Origin of the sequence: Tenacibaculum litopenaei, assembly GCF_964514025.1 — a bacterium.
GTDB classification, from domain to species: domain Bacteria; phylum Bacteroidota; class Bacteroidia; order Flavobacteriales; family Flavobacteriaceae; genus Polaribacter; species Polaribacter litopenaei.
Genome location: NZ_CAZEQT010000006.1, coordinates 600476 through 622614, shown reverse-complemented (window position 1 = coordinate 622614; position 22139 = coordinate 600476). Strand labels below are relative to the sequence as shown.

General features: G+C 38.9%; 22 protein-coding genes. 16 read left to right on the top strand and 6 right to left on the bottom strand.

Annotated features, from left to right (window positions below):
* Positions 1–144 precede the first annotated feature (144 nt).
* The 7 genes from ACKTS5_RS11435 to ACKTS5_RS11405 are packed head-to-tail and all read left to right on the top strand — an operon-like array spanning position 145 to position 5651.
* Positions 145–615 (top strand): prepilin peptidase, encoded by a 471-nt coding sequence (locus ACKTS5_RS11435; RefSeq protein WP_408044004.1) that lies wholly within the window; start codon positions 145–147, stop codon positions 613–615.
* Entirely contained in the window at positions 615–2027 is a 1413-nt protein-coding gene (locus tag ACKTS5_RS11430) for a GspE/PulE family protein (RefSeq protein WP_408044003.1), read from the top strand. Before ACKTS5_RS11435 ends, ACKTS5_RS11430 begins: the two co-directional genes overlap by 1 nt.
* Before the next feature lie 4 nt (positions 2028–2031).
* Positions 2032–2487 carry a hypothetical protein gene (locus ACKTS5_RS11425; protein WP_408044002.1) on the top strand — a complete coding sequence of 152 codons (456 nt, stop codon included), beginning with the start codon at positions 2032–2034 and terminating at the stop codon, positions 2485–2487.
* The gene (locus ACKTS5_RS11420; protein WP_408044001.1) at positions 2487–3734 is read left to right on the top strand and encodes a hypothetical protein; all 1248 of its coding nucleotides are present in this window, start codon (positions 2487–2489) and stop codon (positions 3732–3734) included. Before ACKTS5_RS11425 ends, ACKTS5_RS11420 begins: the two co-directional genes overlap by 1 nt.
* A complete protein-coding gene (locus tag ACKTS5_RS11415) occupies positions 3722–4063 on the top strand; it encodes a hypothetical protein (RefSeq protein ID WP_408044000.1) in 342 nt (113 codons plus the stop codon). The genes ACKTS5_RS11420 and ACKTS5_RS11415 overlap by 13 nt, the downstream gene beginning before the upstream one ends.
* Complete coding sequence (locus ACKTS5_RS11410) at positions 4050–4514, top strand: prepilin-type N-terminal cleavage/methylation domain-containing protein (protein ID WP_408043999.1); 465 nt, start codon at positions 4050–4052, stop codon at positions 4512–4514. The genes ACKTS5_RS11415 and ACKTS5_RS11410 overlap by 14 nt, the downstream gene beginning before the upstream one ends.
* A 3-nt stretch (positions 4515–4517) precedes the next feature.
* Complete coding sequence (locus tag ACKTS5_RS11405) at positions 4518–5651, top strand: type II secretion system F family protein (RefSeq protein ID WP_408043998.1); 1134 nt, start codon at positions 4518–4520, stop codon at positions 5649–5651.
* Here the strand turns inward: ACKTS5_RS11405 and ACKTS5_RS11400 are convergent, their stop codons facing one another.
* Entirely contained in the window at positions 5652–6062 is a 411-nt protein-coding gene (locus ACKTS5_RS11400; RefSeq protein WP_408043997.1) for a type IV pilin protein, read from the bottom strand.
* Between the two features lie 166 nt (positions 6063–6228).
* Between ACKTS5_RS11400 and ACKTS5_RS11395 the strand changes: the two genes are divergently transcribed.
* From ACKTS5_RS11395 to ACKTS5_RS11385, 3 genes are read left to right on the top strand one after another with little or no spacing between them, the layout of a single operon-like run.
* The gene (locus ACKTS5_RS11395; protein WP_408043996.1) at positions 6229–8403 is read left to right on the top strand and encodes a type II secretion system protein GspD; all 2175 of its coding nucleotides are present in this window, start codon (positions 6229–6231) and stop codon (positions 8401–8403) included.
* Positions 8403–9578 carry a PilN domain-containing protein gene (locus tag ACKTS5_RS11390; protein WP_408043995.1) on the top strand — a complete coding sequence of 392 codons (1176 nt, stop codon included), beginning with the start codon at positions 8403–8405 and terminating at the stop codon, positions 9576–9578. The genes ACKTS5_RS11395 and ACKTS5_RS11390 overlap by 1 nt, the downstream gene beginning before the upstream one ends.
* 2 nt (positions 9579–9580) lie before the next feature.
* Positions 9581–10105 (top strand): hypothetical protein, encoded by a 525-nt coding sequence (locus tag ACKTS5_RS11385; RefSeq protein ID WP_408043994.1) that lies wholly within the window; start codon positions 9581–9583, stop codon positions 10103–10105.
* Here the strand turns inward: ACKTS5_RS11385 and ACKTS5_RS11380 are convergent.
* Together ACKTS5_RS11380 and ACKTS5_RS11375 are read right to left on the bottom strand one after the other, a co-directional pair.
* Positions 10102–10812, bottom strand: a complete 711-nt coding sequence (locus ACKTS5_RS11380; protein WP_408043993.1) for a LytR/AlgR family response regulator transcription factor — start codon at positions 10810–10812, stop codon at positions 10102–10104. The genes ACKTS5_RS11385 and ACKTS5_RS11380 overlap by 4 nt on opposite strands.
* Complete coding sequence (locus ACKTS5_RS11375) at positions 10809–11855, bottom strand: sensor histidine kinase (RefSeq protein WP_408043992.1); 1047 nt, start codon at positions 11853–11855, stop codon at positions 10809–10811. Before ACKTS5_RS11375 ends, ACKTS5_RS11380 begins: the two co-directional genes overlap by 4 nt.
* Positions 11856–12064: 209 nt before the next feature.
* Between ACKTS5_RS11375 and ACKTS5_RS11370 the strand changes: the two genes are divergently transcribed.
* Positions 12065–12943: a DUF5694 domain-containing protein gene (locus tag ACKTS5_RS11370; protein WP_408043991.1), complete on the top strand. Its 879-nt coding sequence runs from the start codon at positions 12065–12067 to the stop codon at positions 12941–12943.
* A 33-nt stretch (positions 12944–12976) separates the two neighbouring features.
* Here ACKTS5_RS11370 and lpdA read toward each other — a convergent pair whose 3' ends face one another.
* Positions 12977–14365 carry a dihydrolipoyl dehydrogenase gene (lpdA, locus tag ACKTS5_RS11365; protein ID WP_408043990.1) on the bottom strand — a complete coding sequence of 463 codons (1389 nt, stop codon included), beginning with the start codon at positions 14363–14365 and terminating at the stop codon, positions 12977–12979.
* Between the two features lie 28 nt (positions 14366–14393).
* Positions 14394–16169, bottom strand: coding sequence for an arginine--tRNA ligase (argS, locus tag ACKTS5_RS11360; RefSeq protein ID WP_408043989.1), 1776 nt, complete (start codon positions 16167–16169; stop codon positions 14394–14396).
* A 180-nt stretch (positions 16170–16349) separates the two neighbouring features.
* On the opposite strand from argS, the gene ACKTS5_RS11355 reads away from it, so the two are divergent.
* Positions 16350–16850 carry a YkgJ family cysteine cluster protein gene (locus ACKTS5_RS11355; RefSeq protein ID WP_408043988.1) on the top strand — a complete coding sequence of 167 codons (501 nt, stop codon included), beginning with the start codon at positions 16350–16352 and terminating at the stop codon, positions 16848–16850.
* 73 nt (positions 16851–16923) lie between these two features.
* Positions 16924–17775 carry a sterol desaturase family protein gene (locus ACKTS5_RS11350; RefSeq protein ID WP_408043987.1) on the top strand — a complete coding sequence of 284 codons (852 nt, stop codon included), beginning with the start codon at positions 16924–16926 and terminating at the stop codon, positions 17773–17775.
* On the opposite strand, the gene ACKTS5_RS11345 is transcribed toward ACKTS5_RS11350, so the two are convergent.
* Complete coding sequence (locus tag ACKTS5_RS11345) at positions 17772–18341, bottom strand: adenylosuccinate lyase (protein WP_408043986.1); 570 nt, start codon at positions 18339–18341, stop codon at positions 17772–17774. The two genes, ACKTS5_RS11350 and ACKTS5_RS11345, sit on opposite strands and share 4 nt — an antisense overlap.
* A gap of 45 nt (positions 18342–18386) precedes the next feature.
* Between ACKTS5_RS11345 and ACKTS5_RS11340 the strand changes: the two genes are divergently transcribed.
* The 3 genes from ACKTS5_RS11340 to ACKTS5_RS11330 all read left to right on the top strand — a co-directional run bounded on the left by ACKTS5_RS11340 (position 18387) and on the right by ACKTS5_RS11330 (position 22119).
* A complete protein-coding gene (locus ACKTS5_RS11340; protein ID WP_408043985.1) occupies positions 18387–19082 on the top strand; it encodes a toxin-antitoxin system YwqK family antitoxin in 696 nt (231 codons plus the stop codon).
* Positions 19083–19261: 179 nt separating this feature from the next.
* Entirely contained in the window at positions 19262–20458 is a 1197-nt protein-coding gene (gene mnmA, locus ACKTS5_RS11335) for a tRNA 2-thiouridine(34) synthase MnmA (RefSeq protein WP_408044636.1), read from the top strand.
* A 44-nt stretch (positions 20459–20502) separates the two neighbouring features.
* Entirely contained in the window at positions 20503–22119 is a 1617-nt protein-coding gene (locus ACKTS5_RS11330) for a S8 family serine peptidase (protein ID WP_408043984.1), read from the top strand.
* Positions 22120–22139: the final 20 nt, after the last annotated feature.

The following is a 22139-nucleotide window of genomic DNA, read 5'->3' as shown; positions in this document are numbered from 1 at the left end:
TTGATACGAATGCTTCATAGCGTTTTTATAAAAAAAAACACAAAAATTGTACCGTTGTATTGTCTTGGTTGTTGTAGCTTGATCATGCAAGGATAATGGTGAAATTGAAAATCAATAAATTCTGTACCTTTACCGCAAAAAAAATTGATTTTTATTTTTCTCTTATTGTTATTGCTGGTGTGTTATCAGGATTTTAAAGAACGCATGGTATACGAGTGGGTGTTGTACGCCTTAATAGGTATTGGTGCCTTAGGGTATTTGCAAAGAACTTCCTGGATTGTCTATGGTTGGAATATTTTAATTAATGCCTCCGTACTCTTATTCATTATGGGCGTGTTGTGGGGGTATTCGAAATGGAGAATGGAGATTGAATTAGCTGAAGGGCTCGGTAAAGGGGATGTACTGTTTTTTATTATGATGGCAGTCAGTTTTCCGAACAGTTCGTTTTTGCCTTTGTTTGTATTCTCAACACTTTTTTCCTTACTCATTTTCCTAGTATTAAAACCATCACTTACGGATAACAGGGTACCCTTAGCCGGATTACAAGCAGGGTTTTTGTTTATTTTTTTATGTGTAAATTTGGCCTTTGATATAATTAATGTATACGCTAATTAATGAAAGAGAAAATTTTTGAAATACCTACCGAAGTATTGCAGGTAGTGACTTCTGAATTGGCTTATGAATATCGTATTGTACCTTTTAATGTTGAAGAAAATAGCTATGACTTTTACACGGATGCAAGTGATGTTTTAAGTTTAGAAGAAGAGCTTGCAGTGGTTCTTGGTAAACGGGTTCACGTGCGTAAAGAGGAAACCGCCGTAATGGACCAACTACTTCAGCGAAATTATCGCAAGCGCGTGAGCAAAGGAGCTATAACCTTGCAGTACAGCGATGATTTTTTATTGAGTATGATTCACGAAGCCAAAGAAATTGGGAGTAGTGATATTCATTTCGAAGCCTTTGAACATCAAAAAAGAGTGCGCTTTCGAATTGATGGCAAGCTCATCGAAAAATATATCATACCCGTTCACGAATACCCTAAAATCGTAAATCGATTAAAAATTATGGGAGGTATGGATATCTCGGAAAAGAGACTTCCTCAAGATGGGCGTATCAATATCAGCACTGAGTTGGAGGATTTTGATATTCGCGTTTCTTCCTTACCTACTTTGCACGGTGAAAAGATGGTACTGCGTATACTTTCCAAAAACAATGTAGCGATACAGTTAACCAAACTCGGATTTACTATCGATGAGCTGAAAACCTACCGTCGATCGGTAAAAAAACCGAATGGCATTATTCTAATATCAGGACCTACTGGATCGGGAAAAACAACAACGCTCTATGCAACGCTGAAAGAGTTGAACAAGGAAGATACCAATATTTTGACCATAGAAGATCCTATTGAATATACCTTAGAAGGAGTCAACCAGGTGCAACTAAAAGAGAGTATAGGCCTAGATTTTGCGAGTACCTTAAAAACGTTTTTACGTCAAGATCCCGATGTGATTATGGTTGGAGAGATACGTGATGTGGCTACAGCAAATATGGCAATTAGAGCTGCCTTAACTGGGCACTTGGTATTGTCGACCATCCACACCAATTCTGCTTGGGGTACGGTGTCGAGACTGATAGATATGGGAGTTCCTTCGTTTTTGATTGCCAGTACGTTAAATGTCAGTGTAGCACAGCGATTGGTGCGAAAACTATGTGATTCTTGTAAAGAAGAGACCGTGATATCTGATGAAGAAACTGAGGAATACGGCGATTTTCAAGGTCTCATCCACAAGCATTACAAAGCAGTTGGCTGTGAACATTGTTACCAAACGGGATATAAGGGCCGTAAAGCGATTTATGAAATTATACCCATCGATCAGGAAATGATCCGTGCTATTAAACAAGAGGTGTTGTCAGTCGATGCGTATTTGGAGGAGAAAAAGATAAAAACGTTGAAAAGCAATGCCTTGACTTTGGTAGAACAAGGGGTAACCTCCATTGATGAGGTGTACGCTATATTAATATCTTAGGACCATGGATAAACAATTAAAAACCTATGTGCTGATTGCTGGAGTGGTAGTAGTTTGGGGAATGATAGGGTACCAAATTTATTCGAAGTTTACGACCAAAGAATTCAACTTTCAGCAGCAACAACAGCAAAGTTATCAACCTAAAACCATTCATAATAAAGCGCAGTACAGCATTCGAAAACACGAAAGAGATCCGTTTTTAGGAACGGTGACCACGGCGAATCCTGTGAAGGTACCGCGAGCCAAAAAGGCTGTGAGCCCAGTGGAATTTCCAAACATTCGATTTAACGGCGTGGTAAAGCACGGTAAGAAAAGAGCCTATATTATTACTGTCAATGGAAGTCAAGAGTTGTTTATGCGTGGAGAGCTAAAGAGAGGTATCAAGCTCACCTCTGGTACTAACAATACTGTTCGTCTGCGCTATAAAGGAGTAACTAAAGTATTTACCTTGCCCAAGTAATGCTGAGATTAAAAGCTAAAATACAAGCAGGGGCCTTGCAATACGTGCTGGTAATTTCGGTGCTGATTGCTATTTTACTATTGTCCTTTTTGATGTTTGTGCGTTTACAACAACAGCTCAGTGCAAAAAATAGTTTGTATAAGACAGCTATTTTTAATGTAGAAGCAGGTTTTTCTTATGTTTTGCGTTCACCATACTTAGAAGGAATGCAAGGCACTGTCAAGATTTCGGAGTATGCGGGTGAAGTAACCCAATGGAAACGGAGTTTTTGGGGTCTTTTTGAGTTGCTGCAAGTTCAGTCGAACTACCCGGGAGCATCTTTTGAAAAAACAGCTTTTGTAGGGATGTTAACACCCGAAAAAGAGGCCTTGTATTTACGCGATAACTTTACGCCACTGGTCGTTGTTGGAAATTCTAAAATTGTCGGCAATGCAAGACTTCCTGAATCCGGTATTAAATCCGGAAATATTGGAGGACAGTCGTATTACAATAGCCGATTGATATATGGTAACACCTTAAAAAGCACTGCCGAATTGCCCAGTTTGGAAGGAGTAATCAGGCTTAAAAACGACTGTCGTGGTACTCGAGAAAATTCTTCTGACGATTTAGAGCTGGAGCAGGGGGCACGCCTGCGTAATTCCTTTACCAAAGCGCCGAAGCTCATTGAGGTTACCGGATTGCTACACTTGGAAGCTATTTCCATATCGGGTCATGTCCTGATTAAATCGGATCGCAAAATAATAGTGCATCCTTCTGCAGACTTACACGATGTACTGATACAGGCTCCTGAAGTAGAGCTACTGGCAGGAGTAACAGGGAACTTTCAGGTCTTTGCGACTGAGAACATTAAAGTGGGCAGCAAAGTGCAACTGCAATATCCTTCAGCTTTAGTGTTGTACAATGAAGAACAACACGAAGACAACAGTATTAATATAGCTAAAGACAGTGAAGTTCGAGGAAGTTTAGTGTATTTAATAGATAAAAACGAACAAGTATTTTACAAACCTCAAATCAAAATGGAGTCGGGGAGTACTTGTATAGGCCAGGTGTATTGCCAAGGAAATTTAGAGTTGCTAGGTGAGGTTAGAGGAGCGGTAATTACCGAGCGCTTTATTACCTTACAATTCGGGAGTACCTATATAAACCACCTGTATAACGGAACGATAAACAGGCCATTAATGCCTGCTAACTTTGCCGGCTGTTCTTTTACAAAGGGTACCAAACAAGTAGTAAAATGGGTAGATTAAAAAAACTAAAGGCATCTTCACTTAACGAGGTGGTCATTGCTACGGTCATTATAGTAATGGTATTTGCAATTGGGTCGGCCGTTTTAGTAAATGTGTTGACATCGATGGCGCACAACCGCAGAGGAGAAATGGAACAAACCCTGAACAAGCTCATTTATGAGTACGAACATCAACTGCTAAAACTACCCTACAGGCAAAAGGATACCTATTGGACCATTCATGTTACGGAAGAAGAAGTTGATGCGAATCGCTGGGTTATTTTTGAAATTGAAACTGCGGGTAATCGACAACAGCTAAAACGAAAAATTGTGGCCTATGAAAAAAGTTAAAGCCTATTCATTGACTGAACTCATGGTAGTTATGATTATTTCGACTATAGTAGTAGCCATGGCATTTACGACGATTCGGATGCTGAAAAGTCAAATGAAATCTATACAATCGCATTATGAACTCAGGAAAAATATCGATTACTTAGATCGCTTGCTATGGATGGATTATGCTAAAAAAGGATGGGCTACGTACGATAAGTCAAACAATAAACTAACCGTGTTAGGGGAGCAGGATACCGTAGTGTATGTTTTTAATGCGAGCCTAGTGCTAAGAAATAATGATTCAATTCCATTGCCAAAGTATGACCTGGGGTTTAAATTGGACGGTAAGGAGGTTACTGCAAAAGCTACCGATGCCATTGAAATTGTTTTTGAAACACCGTTTGAAAGGAAGTCACTCTTTGTTTATGGAACCAAGGCAGCTGACTTTTATGCCAATAAAGAATTGTAATGTATGGGATTTCAAGTTGAAAAAATAAATAACAAAAAGCAGAAAACCGATAAAAGTACGATCAACAGCGTACTGGAAACAGAAATATCGATTTTTGGCAATTCGTTTAACGACAAAAAGAAAGAGGCTTTTTACGCAGAATTATACGTGCTTCTGAATGCCGGACTGGAGCTAAAAGATGCCTTGGATTTGATTGCTCAGGAACAAAAGAAAACTGCCGATCAGCAATTGATAAGTCAACTGAGTGCAGCGCTGGTCAACGGAACTTCATTTTACAAAGCTCTTGAGCAGAGCAAACAGTTTACGAATTACGAATATTACTCTGTTGAAATAGGTGAACAATCAGGAGTATTACAAGCGGTGGTGTTAGAGTTGAGTAATTTTTACAAAAAACGCAACGACCAAAAGCGCCTTGTGATGAGCGCATTGTCGTATCCAGCCATTATTTTGTCAACAGCGATGTTGGCCATTTGGTTTATGATGAATTTTGTAGTTCCGATGTTCGCGGATATTTTTAAGCAAAACAATGTAGAATTGCCTTGGATTACCTTGAAAATTATAGGTTTTTCCTCTTTTATGAATGCAAATATAGCTTGGATTATAGTGACCTTGTTAATAATGGCCGGAGCAACAAAATTTTTAAAGAATAACGATAACTACAAGGCTATTAAAGCTCGTTTACTATTGAAAATCCCCTTTGTAGGAGAATTTGTTCGCAAGGTGAAGATTGCCCAATTTACCCAGGCATTGTCTTTGTTAATTGGGGCCAAAGTTCCCGTTTTACAAGGGATTGAGCTCACCGAACGAATGATTGATTTTTATCCCTTGCAAAAGGCACTGAAGAGTGTTAGAGCTTCGGTACTTCAAGGACAGAGTTTGTCGAGTAGTATTAAAGAGCACTCGATTTTTGACAAGCGCATGGCGTCTATGATAAAAGTTGCAGAGGAAACCAATCAAAACGAAGTGATTTTTAAACGTCTCACGGATCAATACACGAAAGACTTGGAGTACAAATCAAAAATGCTAAGCACGGCACTCGAGCCGTTTATCGTGCTCTTTTTAGGCTTAGTAGTAGGGACCATTTTAGTGGCCATGTATATACCGATGTTTAAGCTGAGTACCGTTATAGGTTCGTAATTACTCTCGTTGTACTTCAACGAGATTTTTTTCTTGGTCTATTTCCCAAATACTCACCATGCCATCACTGTCAAAATCTTGCGCTCCTGTAGCACGTGCCTTAAAACTCGTATTACTAGCTTCTATAATTTCGTAGTTGTAATAGGCTGTACCTCCGTTGGATAAAGATTTTGGCGGGATAAATCCAATTTTATTAAAATCGTTGGAATACTTCCCGTACATGGCAAAATGGGTCTTTTCTAAGGAATGTAAGTGGTCTAATTGATTTTTAGCCTCAATACTTCTGGTGTTGGCAATCAATGGCAATAAGTTTGGCAAGGCAATAAGGACGAGAATCCCAATGATTACCAATACAATCAGTAATTCCTGTAGGTTGTATGCTTTCGCTTTTTTTGTGAATTTCAATTTCATAAGAATTTTATTTAAGAGGTTTCAAAATTAAATAAAATCAAATTATTTTTTACCTTTACACCCTATTTTTTATGAAAAGGGAATACGAAAAAAAAGGAAGTTTAAATTAATTTTTTTAATCATTGGGTGTAACCAGTAATTAAAAAAATGTCTTTAATTAATTAGTTTGAAAAAGAGAATACTACTTGTAATCACTTGGTTGATTGTGGTTACAAATGCTTTGGCTCAGGGAAACAACCCTAGTAGAATAGCAGAATTGCAATCAAAATTAGAACATTTATCAGAGGGAATTCCGGGGCTTTCGCAAAAGGTTGATTTCAATATTACCGATACGAAATTAAATATCTTTTTGAGTTCGCTGGCCAATACGCATAAGGTGAATATCAATGTGGCTAATGAACTTTCACAAATATCGTTTTCCAACAATTTTACCAATACATCGGTCATGAATGTTTTGCTGTTTTTGTGTAAAGAATACGATTTAACTTTTGAAGTTACCGGAAACATTTTGTCGTTTAAACGCGCACAGGCTCCCCAGATCGCAACAACTCCGAAACAACGTGAAATTCCGGTATCTTACGATGCCGCTTCTGACAGCTTTAGTATTGATCTAATGCAGGATGAGTTGGCAGTAGCTTTCAGAAAAATTGCCGATGTTACCGGAAAGAATTTGTTGTATGCCCCTAGCATGGGAACAGTGAAGTTGAGTGGCTATATCAAAAATAAACCGCTGGAGAGCGCCTTAAATAAAATCGCTTTCACGAATAATCTGGAGTTTATTAAAACGAAAGATGGTTATTACTTATTTCAAACTTGGAATGGAACAGCGGGAGGTAATTTAGACGTGAATGGAAGCCGAAAAAAAATTAGACCAAGAACCTATAGCAATGCTAATTTTTACTACAAAGTGAAAGACACCATAGCCAAGACTTTGGAGGTGGATTTTGAAAATACGGAAATAGCTTCGGTGATACGTGATATCGGTCATGATTTACATATAAAAATGTATACGGATACTCCTTTGCAAAACATTGGAAAGGCCACTGTGAAAGCCGATGACATCACCTATGATTGGTTGTTATTTACCCTATTGCAAAATACCGAATTGACTTATAGAAAGGAGCAAGGGATGTATATTTTTGGAAAAAATAAAAGCAGTAATCAAACCATTACAGAGATCGTGCCAGTCATGCATCGTTCTATTGAGTTAATGGAGGCACCTGCGGGTTCTGGAAGGGCAAATCAGTCTTTTGGGGGAGGAAGCTTTAATACCTTTGGTAATTTCCCAACAAATAGCGGCGGTTTTAACAATGGCTACAGTCAAAATGGGAGTAACAACGGAACTCAAAATTATTCGAATAACGCATATAATAATGGGAGTTATCAGAATGGAAGAAACCCCTCGTATGGAAATGGGGTAAATCGACGTTCAGGAACTTCTGGAAGTTCAGGTAAATCGCTGATGGGCTTGGTACCGAAACACATTAAAGAGAAGGTTTCTGTGGTGGTGGATAATGAACGCAATAGCTTTATTGTTACCGGCACTCAGCACAATATTGATAATTTTAGAAAAGCCTTGCGAAAAATTGATGTGGCCATCCCAGTGATTTTAATCGAGGTGATGATCTTAGAAGTGAGTAAATCCGCTACTGTACAATCAGGAGTTGAACTGGGGCTCGGAAAAACTCCTACTACTGACAGTGGTCAGTTATTTCCTTCGGGGCAAGTGACACTCGGCGCGGCAACCATCAATAAAATAATCGGAGGATTTAATGGATTCGGGTCTAGAAATATCGGGCGGGTAGTTCCTAATTTTTATGCGAAAATCCACGCGATGGAAGCGAATGGAAATATTAAAATTCGCTCGACACCAAAATTGTCTACGCTCAACGGACATGAGGCGATTTTATCGAACGGAGAACGTTCGTATTACGCGATAACCCGAAGAGATATCATCGGTTCGCAGAATCCACAAACGACTGAAATTAAAAATTATATTCCTATCAATGCTGATTTGTCAATTGCCATTAAGCCGATGGTTTCAGGAGACAATCAAATTACCTTGAGCATCAACGTGGTGCAGTCTAGTTTTAACAGCAAACGCATAGACGAAGAAGCTCCTCCAGGAATGAATACAAGAGAGTTTAATTCCATCGTCCGAGTAAAAAATCAGGACTTAGTGATTTTGGGTGGACTTGAAGAAAATGTAAAGAACGACTCGGGTTCGGGAGTTCCCTTTTTAGCGAGAGTACCGATTATCAAATGGTTTTTTAGTAAAAAAACGCGTACGAAATCGAAGAAGAAATTGTCAGTATTAATCAAACCTACCATTCTTAACTAATGCTTAGAAAACTAGTTTACGGTTCGGAGTACTGTGCAATTGAACACGGCATCACTGCTGAAGGAACCGTTGTTTTTTACCTATTACTCCTTCGCCAAAGTAAGAAGGAGTTGGAACTCGTTACACAAGAAACGAAGCATTCTGAAGAGGAGGTAACTTCCTTTTTAAAAGAACGTAAAATAAAGCAAGTAGTGCTGGTTGTCAATAACCAACAGGTATTGACAAAATGGATGCGGGCGGTAAAGGAGGGGGCTGAGTTTGTAACGGCCTACCCGAGTTTGTCAAAAAATGATTTTTATAGGCAATCGCATCGAGTATCAGGCCATCATTACGTAGCTTTTGCCCGCAAAGCCTACATTGATGAGCTTCTCAAGTTTTATGAGGAGTTACAGGTCACTGTATTGGATGTTCATTTAGGAAACCGATCGTTTTTTGAAATACAATCCTTTTTTACAGAACAAGAACAAGTTTTTACTTCCAATACAGCGATGAACGTAGATAAGGAGGAGGTAACTGAGCTCGTAGGGAAACGGTTTTACAAGGCGACCTATGATGTCAACGGATTGACTTTGGAAAATACCCAGCTGCTCAACCTTGGGATAGTGGTGAGTTTCTACCTCAAAGGAACGGTAGTGTTTGATACAGAAACCGTTGAGGATTTCAAGTATAAGCGCGGTTTCCAAATAGGAATCAAGGTTGTTTTAGGTTTTGTCTTTGCCGTGCTCTTGGCCAATCTATTTTATTTTAATGAGTATTATGAAGAGGTTACCGCCTTAAAGCAACGCATTCAAATAAAAAGGGCAGCGAGCAAAGAATTGGCAGCCTTACAAGAAGAAGTTGTCAAGAAAGAGCAGTTACTTGAGCAAATTCAGAACTCCGCTACGAATACTTTATCTAAATTTGTCGACGAAATTGCAGCGGCGGTTCCGAATTCATTGTTACTGAGCAAAGTGAATTATCAAAATTTCACAAGCTCCTTAAAAGAAGGCAAGGCATTTACGCTCGATGCAAATAGAATAGAAGTAAAGGGGCTATTTACAGATTACACCGCTTTTAATGCTTGGATAGATCACTTGGAGCGCAAAGAATGGATAGTGCGCGTAACAGCCTTGGAAACGAAAAAAGAGAAAAAGGGACGCGGCTCTAAATTTTCATTATCAATAGTACTGCACTAATTATGAATTACAAGAAGAAAACAGCGGTATTACTAGGTGTGTCGATCGTGACGCTGGTATTGGTTTATTTCTTAAGCATTAAGAAAACTATCGATTTACGCAGCGAGCTACAAGTGCTGCGCAAAGAGAAAAATGCGGTTGATAGAGTGTCAGAAGAGTTTCGATTTCAACAAGTAAAATCGATTACTATCGATTCACTATTGGCAAAACAGAACATTTCATTAAACAATTCATTCCAGCAAATTGTTTTAAAAAAAGTTACGCAGTATAAGAAAGCTGGCAATGCTTTTCAAATTGTGGCAATGGACGTTCCTTTATCCGTAAAGCAGGGGGAGGTAGCCGTAATGTTATACCCGCTTACCGTTCAAGGTGATTTTAATCAACTGCTAGGTGTTTTGGATTACGTAGAGTCGCAAGGATTGGCTGAGATAGTACATTTTTCGTTTTATAAGAAGAAGAACTACAGCATGCGTAAAGACTATCTTTACCTTAAATTGTACCTCAAAAAATTAGTAAAAAACAATTAGAGCAACGAGTTTTGAATTGCTTGGAAAAAATGTTTTTTATAGGTGTCTCCAATAGGGAAATTTTTGCCATTCTGTAAATACACAGTTTGACTGTCAGTTTTAGCGATGTGTGCCATACTTACGATATACGATTTGTGCACTTTTATAAACTGATTATTGGGCAATTGTTGCTCGTAGTGTTTTAGTGTGTTATAAGTAATAATTTGATGCTGCTCTAAACCGATGGCAACGTAGTTTTTTAGACTTTCGATATAGTGGATATCTTGAATATTGACCTGCTCAAAATTGTTTTTACCGTCGGTTTTTACAAAAATACGACGCGTATCTTGCGCTGTGATTTTTGACCTTGCCGGTGTTTTAACTTTTAGTACCGCTTGATAAAAACGTTCAAATTCAAATGGCTTTAAGAGGTAATCGGTAGCGTTGAGTTCATAGCTTTCAATGGCGAACTGAGGATATGCAGTAGTGAAAATTACAGCAGTTTCTGAGGGCAGCAGTTTTGAGAGCTGAATACCGGTGATGGTCGGCATTTGAATATCGAGCAACACGATATCGAAAAATTCTCTTTCCAAATAAGTCAGTGCTTCGATTGGGTTGGTGGTACTAGCCGCAGTTTCCAAAAAGGGTACTTTTTGCACATAAGATTGAAGTAATCGCAAAGCCGGAGCTTCATCATCGATTAGCAAACAGCGTAAAGTTTTCATCATCGGTAGGTTTTAAGAGGTATTTTTAGGTAAGCGCTGAAAATTTGCCCGTCATTGCTATGGGTAAATGTGTACTGGTCGTACAGCAGTGACAAGCGTGTTTCTAGGTTCTGACGGCCAATTCCCTTACTGGAGTAATGGTCAACTTCCGCGATCTTATTACGCGTTCGCACTACGAGTTCACCGGCTGAAATAGCAATCGATATGCTGGCAGGATGATGAGGGTCATTTAAAATTCCGTGTTTGGCCATGTTTTCTACAAAGTGAATTAAGCAAAGACTCGGTACAAGTTGGTCGCCAACAGTTCCAGTGATGTCTAGCGTCAGGTAAAAATTGTCTTCAAATCGCTTTTCGTAAAAATAAATATAATCTTGAATAAATTTGAGCTCTTTGTGTAGCGGCATATAATCTTCCTGAGCTTCATAGGTGACGTAACGAAGGAATTCCGAAAGTTTGTAAATACCTTTAGCGGTTTCGGGTTGTTTGTCAGCTAATTCGGCGTAAAATACATGTAGCGTATTGAAAAGGAAATGAGGTTCGAGTTGCATTTTTAATGCGTCTAAGTTGGCTTTTTGCTTTTCTAATTGCAGTTCGTGTATTTTTTGGGTGTTTTTTAAATAAACGAACAACAAATAAATAAAGGTACTGAACAATACAATTTTTAAACTGAAATAGGAGTTGTCAAAAATATAGTACCAAAAGGCTCTCGATCGTTCAGAGTAATTGTGGAATCCTCCTATTTGATAAATGATAACCTCTTCAAGTAGGTAGCGTACCCCTGCAAAGATGATAAAAAGAGAAAGCTGACCTACAACAAACAAAGGAATGTTCTTTTTCTTAAGTGTATTGGGACAAATAAATCCGACATTAATCCAGTAAACACTAAAAAAGCTAAGGTAGAAAGTAACCTTGTACAAAACTCCTACAGGCTCGATACGTTGGAAAAAATTGGGCCCGCCAGTGACGTACATCCTAAAGAAATCCATGATCATTATTAGTAAGGCAAAGCCCAGGTGGTAGGGGGCGGTACTTTTTTTGAAATTCATACCTCAAAGGTAGGTAAAATGGGGTGTTGGTGGGAAATTTCTGTAGCAACTAGGCATTTTATAGGACGAACTAGGGATTTCGTACAACAAAAATGAAGGATACTGAGTTTCTAATGATTGGTTTTTTTACTATGACCGTTGGTGTAATAGGTACGAAAGCCAGGAACGAAGCCCGTAGTTTTGAGCCGAACCATAAATCCAATTAAGTTATGAGAGTTTTAATAAGTACTGTGTTGTTTTTTTTGTTCCAAGTAGTTTGCTGTTTCGGACAAGAAAAAGAAATAGAAAACCATTTTAAAAACGTGAAAACGTCGCGTTTGTTTATGTTAGGGACTTTTCATTTTGCGAATCCAGGGCTCGACAGTTACAAGCCCAAGCACACCGTAGATATTTTTTCAGAAAAGAGGCAAAAGGAGCTCGATTCCTTGCTGATGGTTATTGAACACTACGCCCCTACGAAGATTGCCGTTGAGTGGCCAGCGCACAGGCAGTCAAAGCTCGATTCGTTGTATACAGCTTATCTAAAAGGAGAATTTGAGTTAAAATCGAACGAAGTTTTTCAAATTGGTTTTCGCTTAGCTAAGCGATTGAAACATACAAAAATATACGCGATTGATGCTCCTGCACGTGGATTTAAAACGGGCTTGACCGATGAAGAACACCGAAAAAAAAAGGAGGCCTATATTGCAGCGGCCGGAAAGGAAGCATTAGCGCGAGAGTTAGCACTTAATAAGGCGTATTATAGCTTGTACGACCACGGTGATCGTTTAAAAGCAAGTACGAGCTTACTGAAGTATTTTCGAATAATGAATCACCCTGCAGTTGTCCAGAATAGTCACGGGCATTATTTAATCGGTAATTTTAAGATGGGGAATCCTGAAAAAAAGGAGTACTACGGTGCGGATCAGGCTATTTGGTGGTACAGTAGAAACCTGCGTATTTTTCAAAACATACTTCGTCTTAACGAACCGGGAAAAGACAAAGTGTTTGTTTTGATAGGAGCAGGGCATCTTCCCATACTCAACTTTTTAGCACGTTCGTCCGTCGATTTCCGATGTACTAGCTTAGAAGCGCAAATACAGCGATAAAAAAAACCACGCTCAGCGTGGTTTTTTTAAATCTTATAAGTGAATCACTTCGTCGTAAGCATCAGCAACGGCTTCCATTACTGCCTCACTCATGGTTGGGTGAGGGTGAATTGCTTTTAATACTTCGTGACCTGTAGTTTCTAACTTACGGGCAACAACTGCTTCTGCAATCATATCTGTTACACCGGCACCGATCATATGGCATCCTAACCACTCACCGTACTTTGCGTCAAAAATAACTTTTACAAATCCATCAGGAGTTCCTGCTGCCTTTGCTTTACCAGAAGCAGAGAATGGGAACTTACCTACTTTGATATCGTAACCTTGCTCTTTAGCCTTTTCTTCTGTCAATCCAACAGAAGCAATCTCAGGAGTTGCATAAGTACATCCTGGAATATTACCGTAGTCGATGGTTTCCGTGTGTACTCCTGCAATTTTCTCTACACAGGTAATTCCTTCAGCAGAAGCTACGTGTGCTAAAGCTGGACCAGGAGTAACATCTCCAATAGCGTAATAACCTGGGATATTTGTTTGGTAGTAATCGTTAACGAGGATTTTATCACGATCCGTAATGATACCTACATCTTCTAATCCAATATTTTCGATATTGGTTTTGATCCCTACTGCTGATAACACGATGTCAGCTTCGAGTACTTCCACACCTTTTTTAGTCTTTACAGTAGCTTTCACTCCTTCACCTGAGGTATCAACAGATTCAACAGCAGAGTTTGTCATCACTTTGATTCCTGCCTTTTTGAAAGAACGCTCCATTTGTTTTGAAACATCTTTGTCTTCAACAGGTACGATGTTTGGCATGTATTCTACGATGGTAACATCCGTTCCCATAGAATTGTAGAAGTGAGCGAATTCCACTCCAATAGCTCCAGAACCTACTACAATCATCGATTTTGGTTGACTTGGTAAGGTCATAGCCTCGCGGTAACCAATTACTTTTTTACCGTCTTGTGGTAAGTTTGGCAATTCGCGTGAGCGAGCACCAGTAGCAATAATAATATGATCAGCACTGTATTCAGTAACCTTTCCGTCTTTATCAGCAACCGCTACTTTTTTACCTGTTTTAATGGTACCGTATCCGTCAATGATATCAATTTTATTCTTCTTCATCAAAAACTGAACACCTTTGCTCATTCCTTCAGCAACACCACGACTACGCTTGATAACCGCGTCAAAATCTTTGTCAATAGCCTCAGCTTTTAAACCGTACTCATCAACATGCTTTAAATAATCGTAAACTTGGGCAGATTTTAATAATGCTTTGGTTGGGATACATCCCCAGTTCAAGCAAATACCTCCTAAGCTTTCCTTTTCAACTACCGCCGTTTTAAAACCTAACTGAGAGGCTCTAATAGCAGTTACATATCCTCCAGGACCACTTCCAATTACTAGTACGTCGTATTTCATGTTTTAGTTGTTTATTCTTGTGTTAATATTACATGCGTTCGGGAACTTGGATACCAAGTAAACTGAATGCTGATTTGATAATTTCGGCTACCTTTTTAGATAACTGAACTCTAAATATTTTTTTGTTTAAATCCTCTTCTCCTAAGATCGAAACATTCTGATAAAACGAATTAAATTCCTTTACCAAGTCGTAGGTGTAATTCGCAACGACGGCAGGTGAATAGTTTTGTGCAGCTTGTTTAATGACCTCAGGGAAGTTTTCCATTTGCTTAACCAATTCCTTTTCTTTGCTGTGCATATCGATAGCGCTCACAGGACTACTGTGATCAAAATCGGCCTTGCGCAGTATTGATTGGATACGAGCATAGGTATACTGTACAAACGGTCCGGTGTTTCCTTGGAAATCAACAGATGCTTGTGGATCGAATAAGATTCGTTTTTTAGGGTCTACCTTTAAGATAAAGTATTTTAAAGCTCCTAAACCAATAATTTTGTACAGCTCGTTCTTTTCTTCTTGGCTATAGCCTTCTAATTTTCCTAATTCTTGAGAAATCTCACCAGCAGTACTTGCCATTTCATCCATAAGGTCGTCAGCATCTACAACAGTTCCTTCACGTGATTTCATTTTCCCAGAAGGAAGGTCAACCATCCCGTAGCTCAAGTGATACAATTGGTCAGCCCAAGTATAGCCTAATTTTTTAAGGATGAGGAAAAGTACTTTAAAGTGGTAATCTTGTTCGTTTCCTACGGTATATACCATTCCGTTCAGATCGGTAAAATCTTTGGAACGTTGAATGGCTGTACCGATGTCTTGAGTCATATAAACGGCGGTTCCGTCAGAACGCAAAACGAGTTTTTCATCAAGTCCATCTTCAGTGAGGTCACACCAAACAGATCCGTCGTCTTTTTTGAAAAATACACCATTTTTTAGGCCTTCTTCAATGACGTCCTTACCGAGCAAATACGTATTGCTCTCGTAATAGAGTTTGTCGAAATCTACCCCGATATTTTTATAGGTTACATCGAATCCTTCGTAAACCCAATTGTTCATCATTTCCCAAAGTGCCACAACTTCACTGTCACCAGCTTCCCACTTACGAAGCATTTCTTGAGCTTCTAAAAATAGGGGAGCCTGTTTTTTGGCGTCTTCTTCGGTACTACCTTGAGCACATAAGGCTTCAATTTCTTTTTTGTATTCTTTGTCGAATTTTACGTAGTAGTTTCCTACTAATTTATCTCCTTTTAGTCCGGTAGACTCAGGAGTTTCACCATTTCCAAATCGCTTCCATGCCAACATCGACTTACAGATGTGGATTCCACGGTCGTTGATGATTTGAGTTTTGTATACCTTATGACCAGCGGCTTTTAAAATTTCAGATACAGCATATCCCAAAAGCACATTTCGAACGTGTCCTAAGTGTAACGGTTTGTTGGTATTTGGTGATGAGTACTCGACCATACGAGCATCCAAGCTATCTGGGGCATCGTAACCGAAGGTATCGTTTGCTGCAATAGCATTAAATGAACGCAAATAAAACGCGTCTGAAACAACGAGGTTTAAAAATCCTTTTACTACGTTGTAACTGGTGATTTCGTCGAGTTGTTCAACTAAATATGCTCCCAGCTCTTCACCAATCTGAACGGGATTTCCTTTTTTGTACCGCAACATAGGAAAAACTACGATGGTTACATCTCCTTCAAAATCTTTACGGGTTGCTTGGAATTCAACGCTTGGAATTTCAACGTTGTACAAGGCTAAAAATCCTTCTTTTACTTTGGCTTCTAGTATGGTTTGAATATTCATTAGTTGAGTAAATTGAGCCGCAAAATTACATAAATTATTTGGATGATATTTAAACTGATTCTAACAATTTAGTTAGCTACTTTTGCAGTGTTGCCAAACGCGTTTTTTTAACGATTAAAAAAGCGAGTTGTAGAACTGTAGTAACCGTTTGGCTTTTAGTGAATTTGTAAAGAATGTACGGTGGATAAGGATTTAGAGAATTTAAAGAAATTGGCCAAAGAGGCATACCCAGAAAATAAGAAGTATTTTCAAAAACTAAAAAAGAGAACCCCAAAACGCTTGGATTTGGTAATGCAGGAGATTCATGAGGAAGAGTTTGAACGAACGGATTGTTTGAGCTGTGGCAATTGCTGTAAAACGACGAGTCCTATGTTCACGTACAAAGATATTGAACGCATTGCTAAATTTTTAAAAATGAAGGTCGCAGACTTTGTTGCCCAGTATTTACGTATTGATGAAGATGATTATCACGTGCTGCAGTCAGCTCCTTGTCCTTTTTTAGACGAGCGTGATAATTCGTGTTATATTTATGACGTACGCCCGAAGGCCTGTGCCGAGTACCCTCACACCAACCGAAAGAAGTTTATTCAGTTGACCAACATAACCTTAAAAAATACGGAAGTGTGCCCGGCTACCTACCGTATGATTGAAGAGCTAAAGAAACGATTACCAACAAAGTAATTGTAATATATATAATAATGATAGTGTTTTTATTGAGATAATTTTTTTCTATATTTAAGCAAAATTTTAACTCTTGGAAACACTCATCAATTATTTCGAAACGATTCCTTCTACGCATAGAAGTCTTATATTGGTAGGAGGGATTACTTTTTTCTGGCTCTTGGAAAGTGCAGTACCTCTCTTTAAGTTCAAGTACAATAAATGGAAACACGCTTGGCCCAATTTGTTTTTTACAGGTACTACGGTAATCATCAATTTCGTGCTCGCATTCTTACTTTTACAAACTTCCAGATGGGTCGTTGCCAATGATTTCGGACTTATTAATTGGTTACCAGCAATGCCTTTGTGGCTATATGTATTGTTAGGTTTGTTGTTGTTAGATTTTTTTGGGGCCTATTTGGCACATCTCGTAGAACATAGAATTAAACCGCTTTGGATGGTGCATTTGGTACACCATTCAGATCATAAAGTCGACACGACTACAGCCAACAGGCATCATCCTATAGAAAGCGTGATCCGATTTACATTTACTTTAGTCGGAGTTTTTTTGGTAGGTACTCCTATAGGAATCATTATGTTGTATCAGTCCATGTCACTCGTATTTACGCAGTTGACTCATGCCAATGTCAAAATGCCTAAAAAACTTGATAAATTGATGAGTTATGTATTGGTGTCGCCCGATATGCATAAGGTACATCATCACAATTTATTGCCTTATACCGACAGCAATTTCGGAAACATCTTTTCTATCTGGGATAGGATGTTTGGTACCTATATGGAGTTGGATAGAGAAAAAATTGTGTACGGAGTTGATACCTTTCCCGATGAAGTTAAAAATAGTGATTTAAAAGAACTATTGAAGCAACCCTTTCAAGGATACAGATCTCCAACAAATTTAGAGGAGCTCAGAAAAGCGAACAATTAACTGTTAAGTAGGGCAAGCAAGTGTCTGCCTCTAGCCATACAAGCCTTGTTTTCGTGAATTAAAGAACTAGCAATTAAATGCTTTAATTCAGGATGTACCCATGCTCTGTGTTTTCCTAATTCGTACAGACTGGTCATGGTATAGGCTTTTACAGCGGCCTTGTGTTGGCCCAGTAACCAATCAAATCCCGTAGTAATGATAAGGTCTATATGTGCATCTTTCAGGCTTGTCTTTGTGAGGTTCTGTTTTTTTGCATTGTAGGCTTTTGCTAGTTGCTCGCAGATTTTAGCGCAGGGTCTTATCGCACTGTCAAACTGTAATTGGTGGAGTTGCGTACAGAAGATATCTAAATGCGGGAGCAAGTAATCAAGGTCGTGATGAGTACAAATCCATTCTAACACCCAAGCCGCTTTTATGGAGCGTTTATGGTTGACTTCAAAAGTCATCGCAATCAATTCCTCTATGAGTTCTGGTGATTCCAGCACAATATTTGCAGCTTTATTTCGATTTATTCTTGCAGCATTCTGTATGTCATCAAGTACAGAAGTTAAAAAATTAGTACTCATTTGGTATGGTTTGTGTAACTTTGAATTTATAACGATAAAATAAATATGATAAATATAAGAAGGATACTATTAGTATCATCCTTGTTTACAGTGTTTTTTATCACGGAGGGGATGGGACAAAAGATCAATCAGTTTGATCAGAATGGAAAACGTACAGGAATATGGAAAAAGACCTATGAAAATGGCACTGTTCGATATACAGGACAGTTTAAAAATGGAAAGGAAGTAGGTGTTTTTAAATTTTATAGCAGAACTGCGCCAAAAATCCCTGCGGCTATTAAAGAGTATACTGTGGCAAACGACACGGCTAAGGTTTCTTTTTTCAACGGAACAGGGAAGCTGACTAGCAAAGGGTTTCTTTTGGGAAAAAAGCGCGTCGGAAAATGGACTTTTTACGCTGCTGATGGCAGAAAAGTTTCAGAAGAACAGTACCGTGATGGCCAGCTTGATGGACCTACCGTTATTTTTTATCCCAATGGGAAGGTAACTGAAAAAACCTTTTATAAAGCAGGACAGAAGCACGGGAATTCTAAAATTTATACCGATGCTGGAGTCCTTTTAGAAGATGTGAATTACCGCAATGGTAAACTCGACGGTAAAGGAACCTATTACAATTTAAAAGGGCAACTCAAGGAACGAGGAAATTACAAAGAAGGGAAACGTATTGGAAAATGGGAATTTTATATGGATGGAGAGCTATCCAAGAAGAAAAAAGAACGTTTGTCTGACTACGGAAAATAAACGATGATCGATGTATAAGCTACTTTTTAAGTAGCTTTTTTTTTGAAACAAGGACAATACTCTTTATACGATTTCTCACCTGATGTCACAGGTGGTAAAATGGTTATCAATTTCCTTTATAGGCACATTAGTACTTTCCATAGTAAGAACGAAAAGTTATTCGTAATTTTGCAGTTCAAATTAGTAAAATGAAAAGAGTAGTAGTAGGACTTTCTGGAGGAGTAGATAGCAGTGTTACCGCTTATTTACTCAAAGAACAGGGATATGAAGTAATCGGTTTGTTTATGAAAAACTGGCACGATGACTCTGTGACTATTTCGGATGAATGTCCTTGGTTAGAAGACAGCAACGATGCCATGATTGTGGCGGAAAAATTAGGAATCCCATTTCAGACAGTAGATTTGAGTGCGCAATACAAGGAGCGCATTGTGGACTATATGTTTAACGAATACGAAAAAGGGAGAACTCCAAATCCGGATGTGCTGTGTAATCGCGAAATTAAATTCGACGTGTTTATGGATATCGCGTTGAGTTTAGGAGCAGATTATGTAGCTACAGGACATTATTGTCGAAAATCAGAAGAAGTGATAGACGGTAAAAAGGTGTACAAATTATTGGCAGGAAAAGACGGCAATAAAGATCAGTCTTATTTCTTGTGTCAACTATCACAAGAACAATTGTCAAAAGCACTGTTTCCGGTGGGAGAGCTCTTAAAACCAGAAGTGAGAGCAATTGCCAAGGAAGCCGATTTAATAACAGCCGATAAAAAAGACTCGCAAGGTCTGTGCTTTATTGGAAAGGTTCGTTTGCCTGACTTTTTACAACAGAAATTACAACCTAAAAAAGGAAAAATTATACAGGTTCCAGCCGATCATTTAGGCTACCAAATTCCTGAACCCAACTTTGATTCCAAAGCTGAAGAGTTGGCATTTAAAGCACAAAAATACGTGTACAAACCAACTGATGGTAAGGTGGTAGGAGAGCATCAAGGTGCGCATTATTTTACCAAAGGACAACGCAAAGGCCTTGCCGTTGGTGGAACTAAGGAGCCTTTATTTGTCATTGAGACTGATGTTGAGGATAATGTGATTTATACCGGTGAAGGAAAAAATCATCAAGGACTGTATCGAAAAGTATTGCTCGTTAAAGATGAGGAAGTACATTGGGTTCGAGAGGATTTAAAGTTAGCCGTAGGAGAAACCATGGAAGTCATGGCCAGAATTCGCTACCGCCAAGCTTTAGAGAAGGCAACACTATACCAAACAAACGAAGGACTGTACGTGGCTTTTGATAACAATCAATCGGCTATTCAGGAAGGACAATTTGTAGCTTGGTACAAAAATGAAGAACTTTTAGGCTCAGGAGTCATAAGTTAACCTGTGTTAATAAATAATGCGTAAAAAGTAGTAATTTAGTGGTTATGAAAAAATTACTACTAGTTTACGCATTACTTCAATCTGTCATTGGAGTCGCTCAAGAAGAAGATGCTTGGGTATATTTTAAAGACAAACCTCAGTCGGCAACTTTTTTAGCCAACCCAACAACCATGTTAACCCAGCGATCGCTTGATCGAAGAACCAAGCAAAAAATTGCTTTGGACGAAAAAGACGTACCCGTCGATGCCAATTATTACAGCCAACTTAAAAATGTAAGCGGACTGACCTTAGTCGCCAAATCGAGATGGTTAAACGCGGTTCATGTTCGCGGTACCAAAGCCGTTATCGATGGTGTGAAAACCAGTTTAAATTTTGTGCAAAGCATTGAGTTTGCCAATAAGTCGCTGAATAAGCCTGGAGGAAAATCGAGAACGGTAAAGCATGTAAAGCGTCCGAACAAGTTTTCGGAGATACAAGTAGATTTTGATTACGGAATAGCCAATACCCAAGTGAGTATGATTAAAGCGAACTTTCTACACAAAGAAGGTTTTACAGGCGAAGGGGTACATATGGCTGTCATCGATGCCGGTTTCCCTAATGTAAATACACTTGCAGGATTTAAGAGGTTACGCGATGCCAATAAAATTTTAGGAGGCTATGACTTTGTGAATAGAAGTAACAATTTTTATACTGGACACAGTCATGGTACGCACGTATTGTCGGATATTGCCGGATATGTCGACAAGTCGTTTGTCGGGACAGCTCCTGACGCTTCTTTTTATTTGTTTATCACTGAAGATATCGCCAATGAAGGTCCTCATGAAGAGAGTTTATGGGTAGAGGCCGCAGAACGAGCAGACAGTTTAGGAGTCGATGTGATCAATACTTCATTAGGATACACGGAATTTGACAATACAGCCTACAATCACACCTATAGTGATATGGATGGGAAAACAGCCTTTATTTCACGAGGAGCGGAAATAGGAGTTTCTAGAGGAATGATTTTAGTAACCTCTGCAGGAAATGACGGAAATAAAAGATGGAAGTATGTTTCGGCGCCTGCCGATGCAAAATCAGTATTTACCATCGGAGCGGTAAGTGCTTCTAAAAGTATTGCCTCGTTTAGTTCTTTTGGTCCTACGGCTGATAATCGCGTAAAACCTGATGTTTTAGCTCATGGTCTCAGTGTATATGTGCTGGACTATATTTCAGGAAATACCAGAACAATTAACGGAACGTCCTTTTCATCACCGATTATGGCAGGAGCGGTAGCCTGTATGTGGCAAGCTTTTCCGAACAGAACGAATATGGAAATTATGGATATCATCCGTAAATCTGCCGATCGCTATACCAATCCTACTGCTCAGTACGGGTATGGAATACCGGATTTAGAAAAGGCTTATAAAACGACCTTAGGGGTTACTTCAGTCCAAGACAGAGATGCATTGCTAGTATACCCGAATCCTGTAACTACGCAGTTATTTGTAAAAAGCAAGCAAGTTAATGTCGATTACAGCATACGAAATGTGCTTGGAGCACTTGTGCAAAAAGGAGTGTTGAAAAATGAGTCTATCGGTATAGAAGAACTCCAGACTGGAGTGTATATTTTGGAATTGACGAGTAAAAATAATACCCAAAGTATTCGATTCGTTAAAGAATAAAAATTGTATTTTTACCCTAT

What these genes read in the sequence shown, in the direction of transcription:
- ACKTS5_RS11430 (WP_408044003.1), top strand. Translation starts at nt 615, where the DNA reads ATGAAAGAGAAAATTTTTGAAATACCTACCGAAGTATTGCAGGTAGTG.
- ACKTS5_RS11425 (WP_408044002.1), top strand. Translation starts at nt 2,032, where the DNA reads ATGGATAAACAATTAAAAACCTATGTGCTGATTGCTGGAGTGGTAGTA.
- ACKTS5_RS11420 (WP_408044001.1), top strand. Translation starts at nt 2,487, where the DNA reads ATGCTGAGATTAAAAGCTAAAATACAAGCAGGGGCCTTGCAATACGTG.
- ACKTS5_RS11415 (WP_408044000.1), top strand. Translation starts at nt 3,722, where the DNA reads ATGGGTAGATTAAAAAAACTAAAGGCATCTTCACTTAACGAGGTGGTC.
- ACKTS5_RS11410 (WP_408043999.1), top strand. Translation starts at nt 4,050, where the DNA reads ATGAAAAAAGTTAAAGCCTATTCATTGACTGAACTCATGGTAGTTATG.
- ACKTS5_RS11405 (WP_408043998.1), top strand. Translation starts at nt 4,518, where the DNA reads ATGGGATTTCAAGTTGAAAAAATAAATAACAAAAAGCAGAAAACCGAT.
- ACKTS5_RS11400 (WP_408043997.1), bottom strand. Translation starts at nt 6,062, where the DNA reads ATGAAATTGAAATTCACAAAAAAAGCGAAAGCATACAACCTACAGGAA.
- ACKTS5_RS11390 (WP_408043995.1), top strand. Translation starts at nt 8,403, where the DNA reads ATGCTTAGAAAACTAGTTTACGGTTCGGAGTACTGTGCAATTGAACAC.
- ACKTS5_RS11385 (WP_408043994.1), top strand. Translation starts at nt 9,581, where the DNA reads ATGAATTACAAGAAGAAAACAGCGGTATTACTAGGTGTGTCGATCGTG.
- ACKTS5_RS11380 (WP_408043993.1), bottom strand. Translation starts at nt 10,812, where the DNA reads ATGATGAAAACTTTACGCTGTTTGCTAATCGATGATGAAGCTCCGGCT.
- ACKTS5_RS11375 (WP_408043992.1), bottom strand. Translation starts at nt 11,855, where the DNA reads ATGAATTTCAAAAAAAGTACCGCCCCCTACCACCTGGGCTTTGCCTTA.
- ACKTS5_RS11370 (WP_408043991.1), top strand. Translation starts at nt 12,065, where the DNA reads ATGAGAGTTTTAATAAGTACTGTGTTGTTTTTTTTGTTCCAAGTAGTT.
- lpdA (WP_408043990.1), bottom strand. Translation starts at nt 14,365, where the DNA reads ATGAAATACGACGTACTAGTAATTGGAAGTGGTCCTGGAGGATATGTA.
- argS (WP_408043989.1), bottom strand. Translation starts at nt 16,169, where the DNA reads ATGAATATTCAAACCATACTAGAAGCCAAAGTAAAAGAAGGATTTTTA.
- ACKTS5_RS11345 (WP_408043986.1), bottom strand. Translation starts at nt 18,341, where the DNA reads ATGAGTACTAATTTTTTAACTTCTGTACTTGATGACATACAGAATGCT.
- ACKTS5_RS11340 (WP_408043985.1), top strand. Translation starts at nt 18,387, where the DNA reads ATGATAAATATAAGAAGGATACTATTAGTATCATCCTTGTTTACAGTG.
- ACKTS5_RS11330 (WP_408043984.1), top strand. Translation starts at nt 20,503, where the DNA reads ATGAAAAAATTACTACTAGTTTACGCATTACTTCAATCTGTCATTGGA.